The following is a 16,594-nucleotide window of genomic DNA, read 5'->3' as shown; positions in this document are numbered from 1 at the left end:
GGCCCGTCAGCCCAGCCCGTCAACCCAGTGCGCGCACCACGGCGCTCGGGCTCGTGCGGCCGAGTCGCGCCGCCATCCACGTGCTGGTGGCGACCAGCCGGCCGAGGTCGACGCCGTGGTCGATGCCCAGGCCGGTCAGCATCCACACCAGGTCCTCGGTGGCCAGGTTGCCGGTGGCGCTCTGCGCGTAGGGGCAGCCACCGAGACCGCCCGCCGAGGCGTCGAACGTGGTCACGCCGGCCCGGAGCCCGGCCAGGGCGTTGGCGAGGGCCTGCCCGTAGGTGTCGTGGAAGTGCAGCGCCAGCCGGTCGACCGGTGTGCCGGCGGCGGTGAAACGGCCGACGAGGTCCGTCACGGCGCCCGGGGTCCCCACGCCGATGGTGTCCCCGATCGACAGCTGCGACGCACCGAGGTCGAGCAGGCGGCGACCGACGGCCACGACCTGGTCGGGATCGACCCGGCCCTCCCACGGGTCGCCGAAGCACATCGAGACGTAGGCCCGCACGTCGAGACCGGCCTCGCGGGCGCGTCGCGCCACCGGCTCGATCATCGCCATCTGCCCGTCGAGGTCGGTGTTGAGGTTGCGGTGCGCGAACGTCTCGGTGGCGCTCGCGAACACCGCCACGTGGGTGCAGCCCGCCTCGATCGCCCGGTCGAGGCCACGGTCGTTCGGCACGAGCACCGGCAGGGGAACGGGTCCGGCGAGTGGCAGCCGCGCCACCAGCTCGGCGGCGTCCGCCAGCTGCGGTACCCACCGGGGGTGGACGAAGCTCGTGGCCTCGACGACCGGCAGCCCGGCCGCGACGAGCCGTTCGACGAACTCGACCTTGACCTCGAGCGGGACGATCGACGACTCGTTCTGCAGGCCGTCGCGGGGGCCGACCTCGTACACGGTCACGGCCGCGGGCAGGTCGGGCGCCGGGACGACCGCGGGCAGGTCGTCGCCCGCCGCCTCACTCATCGGGATCGACCGTCACGAGCACGTGCCCGAGCGGGACCTGCCGGCCGGGCTCGGACCCCACGTGGGAAACGACGCCGTCGTAGGGGGCGGTCAGCGCGATCTCCATCTTCATCGCCTCCACCACGGCGACCCGTGCACCGCCGGTCACCCGGTCGCCGACCTCGACGTCGATCGCCAGCACCGTGCCGGGCATCGGCGCGGTGACGTCGGCGACGGCGGCAGCGGCTCGCCGGTCGCCCCGCATCGGGTCCGGTCGCGCGAAGCGCCAGGTCTGCGCCTCGTGGCTGACCACGACGTCGGTCCCGACGAAGGTCCGCAGACCGGTGCCCGATCCCGAGGGCACCTCGACGCGGTGCGCGTCGCCCGCGGCATCGACCAGGTCGACCCGAGCCGCCGTCGGCGGTCCGCCGACCCGCCAGCCGTCGGCGGTGCCCAGCGGACCACCGCCACGTGCCTGCCCGGCCGACCAGGCGATGGCGGCGGCACGCACGACCTCGTCCGGCGCCTCGGGCCGCGTCAGCAGCTCGGCCGCATCGGAACGATCCAGCCAGCCGGTGTCGACCGGTCCGGCGGTGAACTCGGCACCGGCGACGAAGCGGCGCAGGAAACCGGTGTTGGTGACCACGCCCGTCAGTACCAGGTCGTCGAGCGCCCGGACCATCTGCCGTCGGGCCTGCTCGCGGTCGGGGCCGCTCACGATCAGCTTGGCGAGCATCGGGTCGTACGCGGTGCCGACCTCGCGCCCCGGCACCAGGTCCGCCTCGACCCGGGCGCCCAACGGCCAGCGGAGCTGCTCGACCCGGCCGGTCTGGGGGAGGAACCCGGCGTACGGGTCCTCCGCGTAGATCCGCACCTCCACGGCGTGACCCCGCACGGTGATCTCGTCCTGGGTCAGCGCCAGCGGGTACCCGGCGGCGACATCGAGCTGCCAGCGCACCAGGTCGACGCCGGTGACCGCCTCGGTGACCGGGTGCTCGACCTGCAGGCGCGTGTTCATCTCCAGGAAGTAGGCCCGGGACGTACCGTCGGCGGCCGGGGCGACGAGGAACTCCACGGTGCCCGCGCCCACGTAGCCGACCTCCCGGCACAGGGCCACCGACGACTCGTGCAGCTGCCGCCGGAGCTCGGGGTCGAGGTCCGGCGCCGGTGCCTCCTCCACCACCTTCTGGTGGCGGCGCTGGGCGGAGCAGTCCCGGTCGAACAGGTGGACCACCTGGCCGCGGCTGTCACCGAACACCTGGACCTCGACATGCCGTCCGTGCTCGACGTACGCCTCCACCAGCAGCGTGTCGTCACCGAACGCCGACGCCGCCTCGCGGCCGGCCGCCTCGATCGCAGCCGGCAGCTCGTCGGCCGAGCGGACGATCCGCATGCCCTTGCCGCCGCCGCCGGCCGCGGCCTTGACCAGCACCGGGTAGGCGTAGGCCGGTACGGCACCGGCGTCGTGATGGGGCATGACCGGCACCCCGGCCCGTTCGGCGATGGCTCGGGCGTGGTCCTTGCGGCCCAGGGCCTCGATGACGTCGGCAGAAGGTCCGACGAACACCAGTCCGGCGTCCGTGACCGCCCGGGCGAAGGCCGCCCGCTCGGCGAGGAAGCCGTACCCGGGGTTCACCGCGTCGGCGCCGTGCCGGACCGCGGCGGCGACGATCGCGTCGATGTCGAGGTAGGAGTCGACCTCGACCGCGACGTCGGCCTCGGTCACGAAGGTGGCAGAAGCATCGGCGGGGGTGAACACCGCCACCGTGCCGATCCGCTCCTCGCGGCACGCACGCAGCACCCGGCGGGCGATCTCGCCGCGATTGGCGACCAGCACTCGGGAGAGGGTCATCTATTCACTCGCTCGCGCTCGCTCATGCCGTCACATCCTGAACAGGCCGAAGCGGCCATCGGGGGTGGGGGTCCGGGCCGCGACCTGCAGGCCCGTGCCGAGCACCCGTCGGGTGTCGGCGGGGTCGATCACACCGTCGTCCCAGAGCCGGGCGGTGGAGTAGTACGGCGAGCTCTGCTCGGTGAACTGCTCGAGCACCGGCGCCTTGAACGCCGCCTCCTCCTCGGCCGACCACGTGCCGCCCCGCGACTCGATGCCGTCGCGACGGACGGTCGCGAGCACGGCGGCGGCTTGCTCGGGTCCCATGACCGAGATGCGGGCGTTGGGCCACATCCACAGGAACCGGGGGTCGTACGCCCGGCCGCACATGCCGTAGTTGCCGGCGCCGTGGGACCCACCGATCACGACGGTGAACTTCGGCACCCGGCAGGTGGCGACGGCCGTCACCATCTTCGCCCCGTCCTTGGCGATGCCGGCGTTCTCGGCGTCGCGACCGACCATGAATCCGGCGATGTTCTGCAGGAACACGAGCGGGATGCCGCGCTGGTCGGCCAGCTGCACGAAGTGCGCCCCCTTGACGGCGGACTCCCCGAACAGGATGCCGTTGTTGGCCACGATCGCGACCGGGAAGCCCCAGATGTGCGCGAACCCGGTCACCAGGGTGTCTCCGTAGAGCGGCTTGAACTCGTGCAGCCGGGAGTCGTCGACGATGCGCCGGATCACCTCGCGGACGTCGTACGGCGTGCGGTTGTCCGGGGGCACCACGTCCACGAGGCCCGACCCGTCCAGTCGCGGCGGGACCGGCTCCTCGGGCGGCTCGACCTCGAGCCGCGGCAGGGTGGCCACGATCGAGCGCACGATGTCCAGCGCCTCCACGTCGTCCTCGGCCAGGTGGTCGACGACCCCCGAGCGGCGGGCGTGCACCTCACCACCGCCGAGGTCCTCGGCACTCACGACCTCGCCGGTCGCGGCCTTCACCAGCGGAGGTCCAGCCAGGAAGATGGTGCCCTGCTCGCGGACGATGACCGTCTCGTCACTCATCGCGGGGACGTAGGCCCCACCGGCGGTGCAGGACCCCATGACCGCGGCGATCTGCGGGATGCCCTCCGACGACATGGTGGCCTGGTTGTAGAAGATCCGGCCGAAGTGGTGCTGGTCGGGGAACACGTCGTCCTGCTCGGGCAGGAACGCGCCGCCGGAGTCGACCAGGTAGATGCACGGCAGCCGGTTCTCGCGGGCCACCGTCTGCGCCCTCAGGTGCTTCTTGACCGTGATGCCGTAGTACGTGCCGCCCTTGACGGTCGCGTCGTTGGCGACGACGACGCAGTCGCGGCCCTCCACCCGACCGATGCCGGTGACGATGCCCGCGCTCGGGACCGTGTCGCGACCGTCGTCGTCGGTGTACATGCCGGTGGCGGCGAGCGCGCCGATCTCCAGGAAGGGCGAGCCCGGGTCGAGCAGGCGGTCGATCCGGTCGCGGGCCAGCAGCTTGCCGCGGCCGACGTGCCGCTCACGGGACGCCTCGGGCCCACCGAGGCGGGCACGGGCGAGGCGCTCGTGCAGGTCACCGACGAGCGCGTGCAGGTCGGCCGTCGTGGAGGGGGGAGTCGTCACCCGGTGAGGTTAACAGTCATTAACCAGATCTGGGTATGCTCCCGGGATGACACCCCGCCGGCAGCAGATCCTCGACGTCGCGGCCGAGCTGTTCGCGGCCCGTGGATCGCGCGGGGTGTCGATGCACGACATCGGGACGGCGTGCGGCATCTCGGGCCCGGCGATCTACAAGCACTTCGCCGGCAAGGACGAGCTGCTGACCCACACCCTGCTCGACATCAGCCAGCACCTGCTGACCGGGGGGCGGGAGCGGGCGGGTGACCTGGACGCGCTGATCGGGTTCCACATCGAGTTCGCGTTGACGCACCCCGCGCTGATCGTGGTGCAGGAGCGGGAGTGGTCGCAGCTGGCCCCCGAGGGGCGTGCCGCCGTGCGGCGGCTGCAGCTGGACTACATCGACGTGTGGGTCGACGCGCTCCGGGCCCGGCGGCCCGAGCTGGACCGGGCCACCGCGCGATCGGCGGTGCAGGCGACGTTCGGGCTGCTCAACTCCACGCCGCACTCGGCACGCATCGGCGACTCGGCCATGCGCGAGCTGCTCGGTCGCATGGCCCGGTCCGGTCTGCTCGACTGACCCCACCCCGCGCCCCTCTCCCCGGCCCCGCGGGGCTGGGTCACCGGGGGGCGTTCGCGAGGGTCCGCCACGAGACGGCGGCGGCCAGCAGCGCCACCACGATCGCGACGCCCGAGGCTCGTTGCACCCCGAGGTCGAACGCCTCCCGCGCGGACTCCGCGAGCGGCCCGCCCAGGTGGGCCGAGAGGCGCGACGCCTGCTCGAGGGTGCTGCCGAGCGTCTCGTAGGCGGCGCTGTCGGTGGCGAACATCGGCGGCACCTGCAGGTGGCCGCGGTAGGTGGCGGTGAGCACGCTGCCGAGCACGGCCGTGCCCAGCACGGCCCCGACCTCGTACGCGGTCTCGGAGATCGCCGACGCGGCACCGGCCTTGTGGGGCGGCACGCTGCTGAGGACGAGGTCGTTCGTGAGCGTCTCGGCGATCCCGATGCCGAGTCCCATCACGGCGAAGGCCACGAGCACGCTGGTGACCGTGGGCTGCCCGGTGAACGCGGCGATCGCGTACCCGATCGAGGAGGCCACGAAGCTGAGGCTGACCAGCACCCGCACCGGGACGACCCGCACCAGCCGGACCGCCATGAAGCCGCCTGCCACCGTGACGACCAGACCGGGCAGCAGGACCAGGGCCGACGCCAGCGGCGACAGACCGAGGACGAGCTGCAGCAGCTGTGCGCCGAAGAACAGGAACCCGGCCAGACCCATCAGGCTCAGAAGGTTCGCCACGATCGCCCCGCTGAAGACCGGGTCGGTGAACAGCGTGACGTCGACCATCGGCGACGCGAGCCGCTGCTGACGGCGCACGAACAGCACCGCACATCCCAGGCCGACGCCGAAGGAGAGCAGCGTGACGTCGTCGACACCGGCCTTGGCGAGGTGCTTGATGCCGTACACGACCGGCAGCATCGCCAACAGCGACAGCACGATCGACGGCAGGTCGACCGGTCCGGGGCGCGGGTCGCGCGACTCCGGGAGCAGCACCACGGCGAGCGGCACGAACACGAGCACCACCGGTGCGTTGATGAGGAAGACCGAGCCCCACCAGAAGTGCTCGAGCAGCACGCCGCCCAGGATCGGACCGAGGGCGGCGCCGCCGGAGAACATCGCAGCCCACGTCGCGATCGCGAGCCGGCGGTCGTGGGGGTGCAGGAACACGTTGCGGATCAGCGAGAGCGTCGACGGCATGAGCATCGCGCCGAAGAAGCCGAGCATCGCCCGGGCGACCAGCAGGGCCTCGGCGCTCGGGCTGAACGCGGCCACCACCGACGCGGCACCGAAGCCGGCAGCGCCCACGAGCAGCAGCCGGCGGCGACCGATCCGGTCGCCGAGACTGCCCATCGCGATCAGCAGACCGGCGAGCATGAGCGCGTAGACGTCCACGATCCACAGCAGCTGCGAGCCGGTCGGTCGCAGCTCGGTGCTGATCTCGGGGAGCGCGAAGCTCAGGACGGTGTTGTCGACCGACACCAGCAGCACGGGCAGCATCAGGACGGCGAGGGCCAGCCAGTCGCGGGCCGTGGCGCGGGTCGGGGTGAGGTCGCGGGTGGTGGTGGTCATGGCGGGCCCCCTTTCGGAGCGTCGGCTACGGGTGCGTCGAGATCACTGTACCGTCTGGACGGTACAGTAGCGAACGAGGACGGGGTGCGTCTCGCCACACCCGCCGCAGCGCGACCTACACTCGGCGCATGACCGGCGATCGATCGACGCGAGACCGGTTGCTCGACGCGTTCGAGACGCTCGTGGTCGGCGCCGGCAGTCGCAGTGCGACGCTCGACGCCGTGGCGGCGGAGGCCGGTGTCTCCAAGGGCGGCCTGCTCTACCACTTCCACAGCAAGGACGACCTGGTCGAGGGCATGCTCGATCGGCTGCGCGCCCAGGGCGAGGACGACACCGTCCGCATGCGTCAGGCCCCGAACGGGCCCGTCGACTTCTACCTCGAGACGTCCGTCGACTCCGGCAGCGACTTCGACCGGGCCCTCATCGCCACGGCACGCATCGCGCAGGAGAGCGACCCCCGCGCCTCGGCCGCCCTGGCGGACCTGCGGGAGGCGTGGTTCGGCGTGCTGCAGGAGCACCTCGGTGACGATTCGTTGGCGCGGACCATCCAGCTGATCGGGGACGGGCTGTACTTCGACGACACCACCGGTCTGGCCGACGCCCGCGCGCTCGACCACGTGCGGGCCGTGCTCCGCCGGCTCGACGTGCTCTGACCTGCGGCACCGCCCGACGGACACTGTTCACCTGAGGGCCGGCCCGGCCACACCTGCCTGACACCCCGCGGGCGTGCAGTCGGAGCATGTCGCTCGTGCATCCCGGCCCGGTGCGGGCCCTGCCGTCCCGCGGTCCCGTGCTGCCCACGGCCGCCGCGCCCCGCACGGTCGAGCTCTTCGCGCACCGGGGGGCCTCCGGGCACCGGCCCGAGCACACCCTGGCCGCCTACCGGCTGGCGATCCGCCTGGGGGCCGACCACATCGAGCCCGACCTCGTGTCCACGCGGGACGGCGTCCTGGTGGCACGCCACGAGAACGAGATCAGCGGCACGACCGACGTGGGGGACCATCCCGAGTTCGCGGACCGCCGCACGACCCGGGCGATCGACGGCCGGACCGTGGAGGGCTGGTTCACGGAGGACTTCACCCTCGCCGAGCTGCGGACCCTGCGCGCGATCGAGCGCCTGCCCGCGGTACGTCCCGACAACACGCGCTTCGACGGCCGGTACCCGGTCCCCACCTTCGACGAGATCCTCCGGCTCGCCGAGTCCGAGGGCCGCCGCCTCGGCCGCCGGATCGGCGTGACGCCCGAGACCAAGCACCCGACGTACTTCGCCTCGATCGGGCTTCCGTTGGAGGAGCCGCTGCTGCGGTCGCTGCGCACCGCGGGCCTCGACCACCGACACGCGAGGATCGCGGTGCAGTCGTTCGAGACGGCCGGGCTGCGATGGCTGGCCGCCCGGTCCGAGGTCGAGCTGGTGCAGCTGACGTCCGCCACCGGCGCGCCCTTCGACCTCGCCGCAGCCGGAGACCCCCGCACCTACGCCGACCTGATGTCGCCGGCGGGGCTCCGCGAGATCTCGACATACGCCCAGTGGTTGGGCCCGGAGAAGGACAGCGTGGTCCCGCGCGACGCCCTCGGTCACCTGACCGCGCCGTCCCCGATCACCGACGAGGCGCACCGTGCGGGACTGAAGGTCGTCGTCTACACGGTGCGCGCCGAGAACCGCTTCCTGCCCGCGGACCTCCGGATCGGCGCCGACCCCGCGGCCCGGGGCGACGTGGCCGGCGAGGTCAGGGCGCTGGTGGAGGCCGGCGTCGACGGGATCTTTGCCGACCACCCCGGCACCGTGCGGGCCGTGCTGGACGGCCTGACCGACGGCTGACCGGGCGTCCGCTCAGGCCTTGCGCAGCTCCAGGAAGATGCTGGGGCCGAAGTCGTTCTTCGCCAGCCGGCGCTGGAGACGCTTCTCGACCGCGACCATCGCGCCGTGCGGGAGCACCTTCTTGAGCTTCTGGCTGCGCAGGTTCGACACGCTCAGCTTGTCGTGCAGGCTCAGCCCCGCGGCCGACAGCTGACCGACCACGGTGTCGATGTTGTGGTTGACGAAGGCGATCGCGTCGGGCTCGTCGGCCGGCGCCGTGCGGATGCTGACCGGCTCGGTGGGCAGCGACGTGCCCGCCTTGCGGTGCGCCCGACGGTTCTTGAAGTGACCGTAGTTGGCGACCTCGATGATCGCGGTGCCCCCCGGCGCCAGCACCCGGGCGATCTCGGCGAACTCGGTCGTGGGTTCGGGGATGTGGTGCATGACCCGCACCATCGTGACGAGATCCAGCTCGCCGTCGGCGAACTGCAGGTCGTCGGCCTGCATGCGGACCTGGGCGACGTCGGTGTTCGCCAGCACCTTCACGGCCGCGTCGAGCTGGGTCTGGCTGGGCTCGGCGAGCGTGACGTGGTCGGCGTACTCGCGCAGCAGCAGGCACAGGCGACCGAAGCCACCCCCGATGTCGGCCGCGCGGGCGAAGTGGCGCCCCTCGAGCAGGGTGCGCAGGGCGGCCTCCTCGGCCGCGTGCTCGTAGTCGCGGTGGTCCCAGTAGGACGTGTAGTCGTATCCGCGGTCGTACTGGTCCGCGACCTTCTTGCCCGGCTTCTCGTCAGTCACCCGGTCCACCCTACCGGCGGCTCAACCGAAGGTGCGCGGGCCGAACTCCGGGTCCTGCCGCCTCGCGCCTGCAGCGCGCGCGACCTTGGTGTTGGGGGAGCGGAACATCTTCAGCTGCAGGCGCCGCTCCAGCGCGAACTGGGCCCGGACGCTGCGGCGCGACGCCTCGTTGAGCAGGCGCTTGGTGGCCGCCACGGAGTCCGGCGACCGCGCGATCAGCTGGTGGACGAGCTCGAGGGCCGGCTTCTCGGGGTCGAGGTCGCTCCCCGTGGCGAGCCCCCAGTCGGCGGCCTGCTGACCGGTGAAGACCTCGCCGGTCATCGACAACCGCTTGGCGAGGTCGAGCGGCAGCTGCTCCACGAGCGGGACGGTGCCGCTCATGTCGGGGACGAGGCCCCACTTGGCCTCCAGCACCGACCACTGGGCGTCGGGGGTCGTGAACCGGAAGTCCGCCGCGAGGGCGAGCTGGATACCGGCTCCGAACACGTGCCCGCGGGTGACCGCGACCACCGGGACCGGCAGGCGGCGCCAGGCCCACAGCGACTGCTGGAACCCGTTGGTGCCTCGCAACGGGTTCGGGACGAAGTGCGAGAAGACCTTGCGCGGCGTCTTGTTGACGGTGGCGAAGTCGAGCCCGGCGCAGAACGAGTCGCCGCGGCCCGACAGGACCACGGCGCGGACGTCGCGGTCCTTCTCGATCCGTCCGGCGGCGGCCACGAGTCCGTCGAGGATCCCGAAGTCCACCCCGTTGAGCTTGTCGGGTCGGTTCAGCCACACCCGGGCAATGGGTCCGTCGATCTCGGTGATCACGCGCTCGTCGGTCATGCCCCGATGCTACTCGTCGGTAGGGCGGCGACGGGAGCGCTACCGTGACGCCGTGACCGACCTCGTGCTGCTCGCCGATCCGCAGATCACCGAGATCGGCGTCGAGGAGGTCGGCGAGCCGCTGGTCGACCTGCGCGAGCTGGGCGGGTTCGCGTTCAGTCACCTCAAGGTCAACGAGGGCCCGGCCTGGTCGTCGGTCCGGCGCGGCGTCGCCGACCGGCTGCTGCACGCCACCGAGCTGGTGCCGGCGGGTGTCCGGCTCATGATCGTCGAGGGCCACCGGGAGCCGGCGGTCCAGCGACGGCACTTCGACGCCTACTGCGCCGAGCTGCGCACGGCCGACCCCGACCTGACCGACCTGCAGCTGCGCCGGCTCGCGAGCCGCTACATCTCCCCGCCCGAGGTCGCGCCGCACGTGGCGGGCGCGGCGATCGACCTCACCCTGGCGGACGTGGCGGGGCGGCCGCTCGACCTGGGCACGGCGGTCAACGCGACGCCGGAGGAGTCCGAGGGCGCCTGCTACTTCGATGCGGCGAACATCTCGTCGCAGGCCCGCGAGCACCGGGCGACGCTCGCCGACGCCCTGGGCGCGGCGGGGTTGGTCAACTACCCGACCGAGTGGTGGCACTGGTCGTTCGGCGACCGGTACTGGGCGTGGTCCACCCGGGCGCGCTGCGCCCTGTACGGCCCGGTCGACGCCGACCGGCCCGCCTGACCCTCACGCCAGCAGGCCGGTCACCCGGTCGACCGCGTCCGCCAGGTCTCTCGTGCGCGTCGGCTCCCGGTCGCCGGGGTCGACGAGCGGGTCCGCGGGCCAGCCGGGACCACCGATGAGCACGGTCGACGACGGCGGCGTGGCGGTGACGACCTTCCAGAGCTGGTCGACCGACGGGCGCGGCAACGAGGCCCACAGGAAGACGACCCGCGGATCGAGCGTCGCGATGACCTTGGCCAGCGAGGAGGCGGGCAGCCGGGCGCCCAGCGAGTGGCAGGCGATGCCGCGGTCGGCGAGTGCCGCCTGCAGGGCCACGACCGGCAGCGAGTGCTGGTCGTCCTCGGCGCTGGCGAGCAGCACGGTGCCGCGCTCGTGGTCGAGATCGGGCTTGCGGTGCACGAAGGCGCGCAGCTCCACCGACAGCCGCTCGCTGACCAGGTGCTCGGCGGCGATGTCGACGTTGCCCGCCGACCACTCCTCGCCGATCCGCACCAGGGCCGGCGCGAAGTAGTCGGTCCAGGCCGTGACGACGTCGTGGGTGTCCACCGCGGCGCCGAGGATGCTGCTGATGCGCTCACCGTTGTGCGTGGCCGCGGCCTCGAGGACGGCGTGGATCATCGCGTCCGGCTCGTGCACCAGGGCCGTCACGTCGGATCCGTCCGGGGGGCGGGGAGCGTCCCTGCCGTCGTAGGTGGACGCGACCTGGGCCGCCTCGCGAGCCGAGACCCCGCGGGCGATCAGCCGGTTCAACAGCTCGACCCGGGCGATGTCCAGCTCCGTGTACCGGCGGTGCCCCCCACTGGTCCGCTCGGTGGGTCCGATGCCGTAGCGACGCTCCCAGGTGCGCAGGGTGGAGGCGGGCAGTCCGGTGCGCGAGGCCACGGACCCGACCGTCCACGTGAGACCGGACGCCGCGGAACGGTCCGAGGATGCACTCCCCAACCGTTCGCTCATCGCCATCTCAGGATTCTCACGATCCCCCGACGGTATCGAGGTATGCCTTGCTCGGCATGTCGGGTCCGCGCCTCTCCCGGCCCAGTGTTACATCTTGTCAACAGATGACGCGAGAGCGTAAGGTCGGCTCATGGACGCGCCCCTCGCCCCGGTGACCACCGGCAGCCTGACCGCCCGGTCGGTCGTGCTGAGCCTGCTGCTCGGTGCCCATCCGGCACGGCTGCCCGTCCGGCACCTGCTGGCGCTCGGCGAGGAGTTCGGCATCTCTCCCTCGACGCTGCGGGTCGCCCTGTCCCGCATGGTGGCCGCCGGGGACCTCACCAACGAGGGCGCCGTCTACGCGCTCACCCCTCGACACCTGGCCCGCCAGGCCGCCCAGGACGCCGACCTCGACCCGGTCGAGCTGCCGTACGACGGCACGTGGGACCTCGTGGTGGTCACCGGGACGGGTCGCGACGCCGCCACCCGCGCCGACCACCGGGCCGTGATGCGGGCCCGGCGGATGGCCGAGCTCCGTGAGGGCGTCTGGACCCGGCCGGCCACGCTCGACGTCGTCGCACCCATCGGCCCCGACGTCGAGGTGTTCGCCGCCCGTCCCGCCTCCGACGTCGACCTGGCCGGCCGGCTCTGGGACCTCCCGGCCTGGGCAGCCGTCGCTGACACGCTGCTCGCGACCGCCCACGGCGGCGCCACGCTCGCCACCCGCTTCGTCAACGCCGCCGCCATCGTGCGGCACCTGCGCACCGACCCGGTGCTGCCGCCGTCGCTGCGACCCCGGCACTGGCCGGCCGCCGAGCTGAGACGCGCCTACGAGACCTTCCGCACCGAGCTGACCGACCTGCACGAGGAGATCGCATGACCACCACCCACGACGTGACCAACCAGGTGCCGCCCCTCGTCGACTACGACGCCGCCGACTACGCGCCGTACACCGAGGCCTTCACCCGCGTCGGCGCGACCGGCGCGCTCGACGAGCTCTCCGCCATCGGGCGTGACGCCGGCTCCGCCGCGTCCCAGGAGCTCGGCGACCTGGCCGAACGCCACGAGCCGGTCCTGCACACCCACGACCGCTACGGCCACCGCATCGACCGGGTCGTCTACGACCCCAGCTACCACCAGCTGATGACCCGGGCCACCGGGTACGGGCTGCACGGCACCCCGTGGGTGACCGGCGACCCGCACGCCCACCTGCGCCGCGCCGCCGGGCTGAGCGTGTGGGGCCAGGTCGACGCGGGTCACCAGTGCCCCATCTCCATGACCTACGCGGCGGTGCCGGCCCTGCGGGTCGACCCCGAGCTCGCCGCCCGGTTCGAGCCCCTGCTGGCCACCACGGTGTACGACCCGTCGTTCGCGGCACCGGAGACCAAGGCCGGGCTCACCGCCGGCATGTCGATGACCGAGAAGCAGGGCGGCTCGGACGTGCGGGCCAACACGACGCACGCCACCGAACAGGCCGACGGCACCTACCGGCTCACCGGCCACAAGTGGTTCACCTCGGCGCCGATGTCCGACATCCTGCTGACGCTCGCCCAGGCTCCCGGCGGCCTGACCTGCTTCGTGGTGCCGCGGGTCCTGCCCGACGGCACGACCAACCGGGTCGCGCTGCAGCGGCTCAAGGACAAGCTCGGCAACCGCTCCAACGCGAGCAGCGAGGTGGAGTACGACCAGGCCTTCGGCTGGCGGCTCGGCGACGAGGGCCGAGGGGTGCGGACCATCATCGAGATGGTCAACATGACCCGGCTCGACTGCACGATCGGCTCGGCCAGCGGGATGCGGGTCGGGGTGCAGGCCGCGGTGCACCACGCCACCCACCGGTCGGCGTTCGGCGCGGCTCTCGTCGACCAGCCGTTGATGCGCAACGTGCTGGCGGACCTCGCGGTCGAGGCCGAGGCGTCCAGCACCGTGGCGATGTGGCTGGCGGACCTGACCGACCGCGCTCTCGCCGGCGACGAACGAGCCGCCGACCTGCGCCGCATCTCGCTCGCGGTGTCGAAGTACTACGTGTGCAAGCGCGGCCCCGTCCACGCCGCCGAGGCGCTGGAGTGTCTCGGGGGCAACGGCTACATCGAGGACTCACGGATGCCGCGCCTGTACCGCGAGGCGCCGCTGATGAGCGTGTGGGAGGGCTCGGGCAACGTGGCGGCGCTCGACACCCTGCGAGCCGTGGCCAAGCAGCCGGCCACGCTCACGGCACTGTTCGACGAGCTCGACTCCGTGGCGGGCGCCGAGCCGCGCCTCGACGCGTTCGCCCGTCGGCTCAAGGACCAGTTCACCGATCCGGCCTCCGCCGAGCTGCGGGCCCGGCGGATCGTCGGCGACCTCGCGATCGCCCTGCAGGCCTCCCTGCTGGTGCGGTTCGGGCACCCCGCGGTCAGCGACGCGTTCGCGGCGAGCCGGCTGGACCGCGACTGGGGCACCGTCTTCGGCACCCTGCCCGCGGGCCTGGACCTCGCCCCGATCATCGAGCGCGCCACCGTCAAGGTCGGGGCATGAGCGAGGGCGCAGCCGGTCCGGCGGACCGTCCGGCGGCGTGGCGTGACGGCTGGACCGAGGGCGAGGGCTCGCCGTTCGCCGGGCGCCACCGGGGCGAGCAGACCGAGCCGACCTACGCGACGCTCACCTACGAGGTCACCGGGCGGATCGCCCGCATCACCTTCGACCGGCCCGAACGCGGCAACGCCATCACGGTCGACACCCCGCTGGACCTCGCGGCCGCGGTCGAGCGTGCCGACCTCGACCCGCGCGTGCACGTGATCGTGGTGTCGGGCCGCGGGTCGGGGTTCTGCGGCGGCTACGACCTCTCGATCTTCGCCGAGAACGGCGGCCGGCCCGAGGCCGCCGTGGACGACCTCACGGGCACCACGGTCGACCCGGTCGTGCAGGCGGTCAACCACGACCCGGCCGGCACCTGGGACCCGATGCTCGACTACGCCATGATGAGCCGCTTCAACCGCGGCTTCTCCTCGCTGCTGCACGCTGACAAGCCGACCGTGGCGAAGCTGCACGGCTTCTGCGTCGCCGGCGGCACCGACATCGCGCTGTACGCCGACCAGATCATCTGCGCCGACGACACCAAGATCGGCTACCCGCCCACGCGGGTCTGGGGCGTGCCCGCGGCCGGCATGTGGGCGCACCGGCTGGGCGACCAGCGGGCCAAGCGCCTGCTGCTGACGGGCGACTGCCTCACCGGCGCGCAGGCGGCCGAGTGGGGACTGGCGGTGGAGTCGTGTCCCGCCGACGAGCTCGACGACCGCACCGAGGCCCTGCTCGAACGGATCGCGATGATGCCGGTCAACCAGCTGATGATGATCAAGCTGGCGCTCAACAGTGCCCTGCTGGCCCAGGGCACCGCGACCTCCCAGATGATCAGCACGGTCTTCGACGGGGTCTCACGCCACACGCGCGAGGGCTACGCCTTCCAGCAGCGAGCCGCCGCCGCGGGGTTCCGCGAGGCCGTGCGCGAACGCGACGAACCGTTCGGCGACCACGGCCTCCGGCGAGGCTGACCCCGGAACGACGACAGGGTGCCTCCCGGAGGAGACACCCTGTGCGTTCGTGTGTGCGCGAGGGGGGATTCGAACCCCCACGCCCTTGCGGACACTGGCACCTGAAGCCAGCGCGTCTACCATTCCGCCACCCGCGCGCATCCGGACCGGCTCGAGCCGGACCGAGGCACGAGTCTAGCACCGGGACTCCGGCGATCTGCGTGGGAGTCGTTACGATCAGACAGAGCCGAACCCGTACCGACGACGAAGGAGGCACCGTGGCCGGAGTGTTGCAACGCTTCGAGCAGCGCCTCGAGGGCGCCGTGTCGGGCGCGTTCGCGCGCGCGTTCCGCAGCGCGGTGCAGCCGGTCGAGATCGCCGCAGCCCTGCAGCGCGAGATCGACAACGCCGCGCAGGTCCTGTCGCGTCAACGGATGCTGGCTCCCAACGACTTCACCGTCGAGCTGTCCCCGTCGGACTTCGACCGTCTGAACCCCTTCGGCGACACCCTGTCCGGCGAGCTGGCGACCCTGGTCCGCGAGCATGTCAAGGAGCAGCGCTACACCCTCGCCGGTGGCCTGGCCATCTCGTTCGTGGAGTCCCCCGAGCTCGGAACCGGCCGGTTCCGGGTCCGCAGCCGCACCAACGCCACGGTCAAGTCGTCCTCCGGCGCGGGCCTCACCGACTCCGGCGTGCTGCGCTACGAGGCGGTGCTGGAGGTCAACGGCATGCGGCACCCGTTGGTGCCGCCGGGCCTCGTGATCGGGCGCGGCAGCGAGGCCGACCTGCGCATCGACGACCCCGGCATCTCCCGCCGCCACGCCGAGTTCGACGTGCACGACACCGGCGACGGCCTGTCGGTCACCATCACCGACCTCGGCTCCACCAACGGCGTGGTCCTCAACGGTCACCGCGTGACCACCGCCACCGTCCAGCACGGCGCCGAGATCCGCCTCGGCAACACGACCCTGGTCGTCCGCATCGGCGAGCAGGAGGCCTGAATGTCCGAACTGACGCTCACCCTGATCAAGATCGGGTTCCTCGTCGTGCTGTGGATGTTCGTCCTGTCGGCCGTCTCGGTCATCCGGTCCGACATCTTCGGCACGAAGGTGCCGGCCACCAAGGCCGCCCGCCCGGCGCGCCAACCCGCCGCACCGGCCAAGGTCTCCAAGCCACGCAAGCCGCAACGCGGCACGCCCACCAAGCTGCAGATCGTCGACGGTCCCAACGCCGGGCAGAGCGTGCCCCTGGGTGACCAGCCGATCCTGCTGGGCCGGGGCACCGACGCGGCGATCCGGCTCGACGACGACTACGTGTCGACCCGGCACGCGCGGTTCGCCACCAACGGCGAGCAGTGGTTCGTCGAGGACCTGGGGTCCACCAACGGCACCTACCTCGGCAACCAGCGCATCACCACGCCCACCCCCATCGGCCTCGGTCTGCAGGTCCGGCTCGGCAAGACCATCGTCGAGCTGCGGAAGTAGCCG

General features: G+C 72.5%; 16 protein-coding genes and 1 tRNA gene. 9 read left to right on the top strand and 8 right to left on the bottom strand.

What is annotated here, in order from left to right; all coding sequences use genetic code 11:
- Positions 1-19 precede the first annotated feature (19 nt).
- From HMPREF0063_RS13955 to HMPREF0063_RS13945, 3 genes are read right to left on the bottom strand one after another with little or no spacing between them, the layout of a single operon-like run.
- Positions 20-961, bottom strand: a complete 942-nt coding sequence (locus HMPREF0063_RS13955; RefSeq protein WP_007079343.1) for a hydroxymethylglutaryl-CoA lyase — start codon at positions 959-961, stop codon at positions 20-22.
- On the bottom strand, positions 954-2,792 hold the full coding sequence (locus HMPREF0063_RS13950; RefSeq protein WP_007079342.1) for an acetyl/propionyl/methylcrotonyl-CoA carboxylase subunit alpha: 1,839 nt from the start codon (positions 2,790-2,792) through the stop codon (positions 954-956). The genes HMPREF0063_RS13955 and HMPREF0063_RS13950 overlap by 8 nt, the downstream gene beginning before the upstream one ends.
- A gap of 30 nt (positions 2,793-2,822) precedes the next feature.
- Complete coding sequence (locus HMPREF0063_RS13945) at positions 2,823-4,406, bottom strand: carboxyl transferase domain-containing protein (protein ID WP_007079341.1); 1,584 nt, start codon at positions 4,404-4,406, stop codon at positions 2,823-2,825.
- A gap of 46 nt (positions 4,407-4,452) precedes the next feature.
- Between HMPREF0063_RS13945 and HMPREF0063_RS13940 the strand changes: the two genes are divergently transcribed.
- Positions 4,453-4,980, top strand: a complete 528-nt coding sequence (locus HMPREF0063_RS13940; RefSeq protein ID WP_007079340.1) for a TetR/AcrR family transcriptional regulator — start codon at positions 4,453-4,455, stop codon at positions 4,978-4,980.
- Positions 4,981-5,020: 40 nt separating this feature from the next.
- Here HMPREF0063_RS13940 and HMPREF0063_RS13935 read toward each other — a convergent pair whose 3' ends face one another.
- Positions 5,021-6,532 (bottom strand): MFS transporter, encoded by a 1,512-nt coding sequence (locus HMPREF0063_RS13935; protein WP_007079339.1) that lies wholly within the window; start codon positions 6,530-6,532, stop codon positions 5,021-5,023.
- A gap of 128 nt (positions 6,533-6,660) precedes the next feature.
- Here HMPREF0063_RS13935 and HMPREF0063_RS13930 point away from each other — a divergent pair, with 128 nt between their 5' ends.
- Both HMPREF0063_RS13930 and HMPREF0063_RS13925 read left to right on the top strand, forming a co-directional pair.
- Positions 6,661-7,185, top strand: a complete 525-nt coding sequence (locus HMPREF0063_RS13930; RefSeq protein ID WP_007079338.1) for a TetR/AcrR family transcriptional regulator — start codon at positions 6,661-6,663, stop codon at positions 7,183-7,185.
- Between the two features lie 86 nt (positions 7,186-7,271).
- The gene (locus HMPREF0063_RS13925; RefSeq protein ID WP_007079337.1) at positions 7,272-8,351 is read left to right on the top strand and encodes a glycerophosphodiester phosphodiesterase; all 1,080 of its coding nucleotides are present in this window, start codon (positions 7,272-7,274) and stop codon (positions 8,349-8,351) included.
- Between the two features lie 12 nt (positions 8,352-8,363).
- On the opposite strand, the gene HMPREF0063_RS13920 is transcribed toward HMPREF0063_RS13925, so the two are convergent.
- Both HMPREF0063_RS13920 and HMPREF0063_RS13915 read right to left on the bottom strand, forming a co-directional pair.
- Positions 8,364-9,128 carry a class I SAM-dependent methyltransferase gene (locus HMPREF0063_RS13920; protein WP_040320311.1) on the bottom strand — a complete coding sequence of 255 codons (765 nt, stop codon included), beginning with the start codon at positions 9,126-9,128 and terminating at the stop codon, positions 8,364-8,366.
- 21 nt (positions 9,129-9,149) lie between these two features.
- Positions 9,150-9,953, bottom strand: coding sequence for a crotonase/enoyl-CoA hydratase family protein (locus HMPREF0063_RS13915; protein ID WP_007079335.1), 804 nt, complete (start codon positions 9,951-9,953; stop codon positions 9,150-9,152).
- 52 nt (positions 9,954-10,005) lie between these two features.
- On the opposite strand from HMPREF0063_RS13915, the gene HMPREF0063_RS13910 reads away from it, so the two are divergent.
- Positions 10,006-10,668 carry a M15 family metallopeptidase gene (locus tag HMPREF0063_RS13910; RefSeq protein WP_007079334.1) on the top strand — a complete coding sequence of 221 codons (663 nt, stop codon included), beginning with the start codon at positions 10,006-10,008 and terminating at the stop codon, positions 10,666-10,668.
- Between the two features lie 3 nt (positions 10,669-10,671).
- Here HMPREF0063_RS13910 and HMPREF0063_RS13905 read toward each other — a convergent pair whose 3' ends face one another.
- Positions 10,672-11,550 carry a MerR family transcriptional regulator gene (locus HMPREF0063_RS13905; protein ID WP_169309993.1) on the bottom strand — a complete coding sequence of 293 codons (879 nt, stop codon included), beginning with the start codon at positions 11,548-11,550 and terminating at the stop codon, positions 10,672-10,674.
- Positions 11,551-11,752: 202 nt separating this feature from the next.
- On the opposite strand from HMPREF0063_RS13905, the gene HMPREF0063_RS13900 reads away from it, so the two are divergent.
- From HMPREF0063_RS13900 to HMPREF0063_RS13890, 3 genes are read left to right on the top strand one after another with little or no spacing between them, the layout of a single operon-like run.
- Positions 11,753-12,481 carry a hypothetical protein gene (locus tag HMPREF0063_RS13900; RefSeq protein WP_007079332.1) on the top strand — a complete coding sequence of 243 codons (729 nt, stop codon included), beginning with the start codon at positions 11,753-11,755 and terminating at the stop codon, positions 12,479-12,481.
- On the top strand, positions 12,478-14,115 hold the full coding sequence (locus HMPREF0063_RS13895; RefSeq protein ID WP_007079331.1) for an acyl-CoA dehydrogenase family protein: 1,638 nt from the start codon (positions 12,478-12,480) through the stop codon (positions 14,113-14,115). The genes HMPREF0063_RS13900 and HMPREF0063_RS13895 overlap by 4 nt, the downstream gene beginning before the upstream one ends.
- A complete protein-coding gene (locus HMPREF0063_RS13890; RefSeq protein ID WP_007079330.1) occupies positions 14,112-15,128 on the top strand; it encodes a crotonase/enoyl-CoA hydratase family protein in 1,017 nt (338 codons plus the stop codon). The genes HMPREF0063_RS13895 and HMPREF0063_RS13890 overlap by 4 nt, the downstream gene beginning before the upstream one ends.
- 54 nt (positions 15,129-15,182) lie before the next feature.
- Here HMPREF0063_RS13890 and HMPREF0063_RS13885 read toward each other — a convergent pair.
- Positions 15,183-15,265 (bottom strand) — tRNA-Leu (locus HMPREF0063_RS13885).
- A 120-nt stretch (positions 15,266-15,385) separates the two neighbouring features.
- Between HMPREF0063_RS13885 and HMPREF0063_RS16860 the strand changes: the two genes are divergently transcribed.
- Positions 15,386-16,108, top strand: a complete 723-nt coding sequence (locus HMPREF0063_RS16860; RefSeq protein WP_007079329.1) for an FHA domain-containing protein — start codon at positions 15,386-15,388, stop codon at positions 16,106-16,108.
- Positions 16,109-16,591 (top strand): FHA domain-containing protein FhaB/FipA, encoded by a 483-nt coding sequence (locus HMPREF0063_RS13875; RefSeq protein WP_007079328.1) that lies wholly within the window; start codon positions 16,109-16,111, stop codon positions 16,589-16,591.
- Positions 16,592-16,594 lie beyond the last annotated feature (3 nt).

Source organism: Aeromicrobium marinum DSM 15272, assembly GCF_000160775.2.
Classification (GTDB): Bacteria; Actinomycetota; Actinomycetes; order Propionibacteriales; family Nocardioidaceae; genus Aeromicrobium; species Aeromicrobium marinum.
The sequence above is the reverse complement of the archived record's forward strand: the minus strand, read 5'-3'. Positions and strand labels throughout refer to the sequence as shown.